The organism is Pseudanabaena mucicola FACHB-723 (assembly GCF_014696385.1).
In the GTDB taxonomy this organism is placed as follows: Bacteria; Cyanobacteriota; Cyanobacteriia; order Pseudanabaenales; family Pseudanabaenaceae; genus Pseudanabaena.
The window spans coordinates 1-3272 of sequence record NZ_JACJQB010000087.1 but is presented as its reverse complement, the minus strand read 5'-3'; the positions used below and the strand labels follow the sequence as shown (position 1 = coordinate 3272).

The 3272-nt window shown below is 41.9% G+C and carries 3 protein-coding genes and 1 pseudogene; 1 reads left to right on the top strand and 3 read right to left on the bottom strand.

The window, feature by feature from the left end:
- A pseudogene (locus H6F41_RS18570) lies at positions 1-344 on the bottom strand (hypothetical protein); the annotation flags it as partial.
- Positions 345-1034: 690 nt separating this feature from the next.
- Between H6F41_RS18570 and H6F41_RS18565 the strand changes: the two are divergent.
- Positions 1035-1724 carry a zinc metallopeptidase gene (locus tag H6F41_RS18565; protein WP_190404946.1) on the top strand — a complete coding sequence of 230 codons (690 nt, stop codon included), beginning with the start codon at positions 1035-1037 and terminating at the stop codon, positions 1722-1724.
- Between the two features lie 46 nt (positions 1725-1770).
- Here H6F41_RS18565 and H6F41_RS18560 read toward each other — a convergent pair whose 3' ends face one another.
- Complete coding sequence (locus H6F41_RS18560; protein ID WP_190404945.1) at positions 1771-2529, bottom strand: HAD family hydrolase; 759 nt, start codon at positions 2527-2529, stop codon at positions 1771-1773.
- Positions 2530-2826: 297 nt separating this feature from the next.
- The coding region (locus H6F41_RS18555; RefSeq protein WP_190401965.1) for an IS630 family transposase at positions 2827-3272 on the bottom strand (446 nt) is incomplete at its 5' end.

Below are 3272 nucleotides of genomic sequence, written 5' to 3'. Positions count from 1 at the left end.
CGATCTCGCTGAGCCGCATCAGGCAACTTCGCCAACCCAGACCGCTTTGCCTTTTGTTGAGCTATCTGCAACCTTAAATTGCGATCGCGACGCTCTAGGCGCTCCAACTCAGACTCAGGACGCTTGCGGACATACTTACCCGCAAAGTAACCGCCATTGGTTTCACCCAGATATTTCCAATCAGGCAGCTCCACATCGCTAGGATGGGTCATGCACAGGACAAAATCCTGATTATCAGAAGCAACTCGGCATTTACCTTTGATGTCATCACATATGGGGCAAGGATGATGGGACTTAGTTGGCGAGAATTTATGGCTGGAATACTGATTATTTAATGAGGTCATGATTCTTGACCTCCGAAGCACTTGTCCAAAGAGATCTCAAAAAAGATCTGCAATGGCAAGCAGTAAAAATATAAAAACATCTAGATTGTCCTGATTGCAAGGGTTGTAGCGACTTCAATCAGAAAACAGACAGACTTTTTGGGTTCAGTTCAATAATAAATTATTGGTTTTCGCAAAAAAAGTTAAAAAATTTGCAGCAAAAACTATTGCTAAACTTATATCTTGCGTTAAGATATAAGGAAGCACTGAACAAAATTGCCATCTCAAAGCAACATCTGTCCATTCTCGGATATTTAATTGAATAAAACCTTCGGGTTTACAAGAAAGCTAGTGGTTTGCCGTCACTGGCTTTTTTGTTGTTGAAGGGGGGGATGAGCTAATTAATCTCCTATAGATAAAAACGGTGATCAAATCATACAGCGATCTCTCTGGATCTGATCCATGAGATCTCAAAATTTTACTGAAATAATAGTTAATCTCGCTTTAGGGTCGCCATCCTGTCATCTAGGACACTATTTTTAGCAATATGTGATTTCAGCATTCATCGTATTTCGGGGATTTAGCACTTTGCTGACCACAAAGACTTGGTGATGCTTGAAAAAGCACAGCAGCAGTAGTGTTTTCACTACCGTCAATAGCTAAGACAGCAGGGAGATAATAGGAAAAGAACTGATTAAAGGAAAAAAGTTTATGTACTTTCATGCTTCCTACCTGATTCTAATTCCAGGAATGATCCTGATGTTTTGGGCGCAGCAGAGGGTCAAAGCCACCTATGAAAAATACGCCGAAATCAGATCTAGTTTAGGGATGACAGGCGCACAGGTAGCCAAGACGATCTTGCAACGCATGGGGATTCATGATGTCACCGTTGAACAAGTCGCAGGAGAACTGACGGATCATTACGACCCATCCGCCAAGGCGGTGCGACTATCAGAGTCAGTCTACGCATCATCATCCCTAGCCGCCGCCGCGATCGCCGCCCATGAATGTGGTCACGTATTGCAAGATGTAAGGGGCTATCAATTCATGAATATCCGTGCCTCGCTAGTTCCCGTGGCAAATATCGGAGCAAACTTTGGACCATTGATGGTAATGGCAGGACTATTTCTGACCTCCTTGGGTAGTTTGAGTACAGTTTTCATCAACCTCGGCATAATTTTATTTGCAGGAGCAATCCTGTTTCACATCGTCACTTTACCCGTTGAGTTTGACGCATCCAGCCGTGCTTTAAAACTAATTGATGAGTTAGGAATTTTGCAAGGCGAAGAAAATCGGGGCGCTCGGAGTGTGTTGAATGCGGCGGCATGGACGTATGTGGCGACAGCAATTTATGCAGCATTGCAACTAGTGCAACTGTTATTGATGAGAGGCGATCGCTAAATCGCAAGTTTTGTCAAACGTAAAAAGCGGCGCATCGCGCCGCTTTTTATTTGGGTAGTAATACTTTTGCCAACTCAGAAAAACCAGCCCACTCAGAAGCATGAGTAACGTATTTGGGTAAATGCAGCATTTTGTCTTGATAATGTCGGACATTTGCTACACCGACCGAGGTGGGAAATAGAGCAGCATCAAACATTGCCTCATCATTGGGACTATCGCCAACAGTTAGCACTTGCCTCAATGTGAGTTCGGGGAAATGCTTATTTAAAACTGAAAGCAAACCAGTAGCTTTATCTTGGTGCAGTGGTTTGATATGACATTGGACATTGCTGTAAGTAAAACTCCAACCCATTTGTTGACATTGCAAAGAGATAGCTTGAAGATCATCAGCCGCTAAATTATCAACATCAAAAGTCCAATCGGTAATACGGAACTGGTTATCAGTGGAAGTCTGAAGATCTGGAAATATCTGCTTAATGTGATGGAAAGTATTTTCTAGAAGAATGCGATGTCTAGATAGATTGGGAACAGAAGAGAGCAAATCTTGGTTTCCATTTGGCTGTAAAAATATCCCTCCATTTTCCGCGATCGCCCCTTCGATAGGTAAATAATTCACCAAAGCACTGACCCAACCTGCCGAACGACCAGTTACTAATAGCACTTTGATTCCTGCTGATTGTAAATCGAGCAGAGTTGAAATGAAATCAGAGGAGAATTTCCCATTTTGGGTAAGAGTGCCATCAACATCGGAAGCAATTAAACGGATGTCGGACAAATTAGCTTGATTGAGATTGAGCAGGGACATAATGAAGAAATGTAACTAATACCAGAATATAACCAACGTGAGACTATTGGAAAATCTAGCGATTGGCTTGTGAAGGTAAAACTACCATCAATGGAGTATTGACAATTCTAGAATTTGTACGAACAATGTTCTCAATCTAGAAGTCATCAATTTCCCCAATCCATTGTATTCAATTCTAAACATCCAAAGAGGAACCAATGAGAAACAATATCCAATCCAAGATTGATGCAGGCTACACCTATGACGAACTACTAAGTGAAGGACTAGCCAGCTTTGATGACATCGCCCGCTAAGTAGCTAAGCAAAATTAATTACATAAGTTGAACCAAAGTCTCGAAGAACTTTTTCAACATAAGAGACTAAACTTTCCCAAGATTCATATGCATTGAGTTCAATCCACTCATACTTCATGAAACGCCACAAAATTTCAATCAAGTTCAACTGGGGACTATAAGGGGGTAACTGGAAAATCTCAACTTGCTGGTTCTTCCACTGCTCTAATTTCTCTTGAATCAGTTGACTGGTATGAATAGAGGCTTTATCCATAACAATCACTGTTGGCTTGGTAGATTGACGAGCAAAGTCATCGATACAAGCGAGAATGACTGCACTGGTGATACTGCGTTCAAAAACATAAGCAGATAAGTCATTGTTTCGATTCATCAAACCCACGACATTTAACCTCTTACTGCGTTGACTGGGTAAGCTTAAACCCGTCCCTTTCTCTTGCCAAGCATAGGGAA

Bases quoted from the DNA above. Each gene is read 5' to 3' on its own strand.
- H6F41_RS18565 (WP_190404946.1), top strand. From the start codon at position 1,035: ATGTACTTTCATGCTTCCTACCTGATTCTAATTCCAGGAATGATCCTG.
- H6F41_RS18560 (WP_190404945.1), bottom strand. From the start codon at position 2,529: ATGTCCCTGCTCAATCTCAATCAAGCTAATTTGTCCGACATCCGTTTA.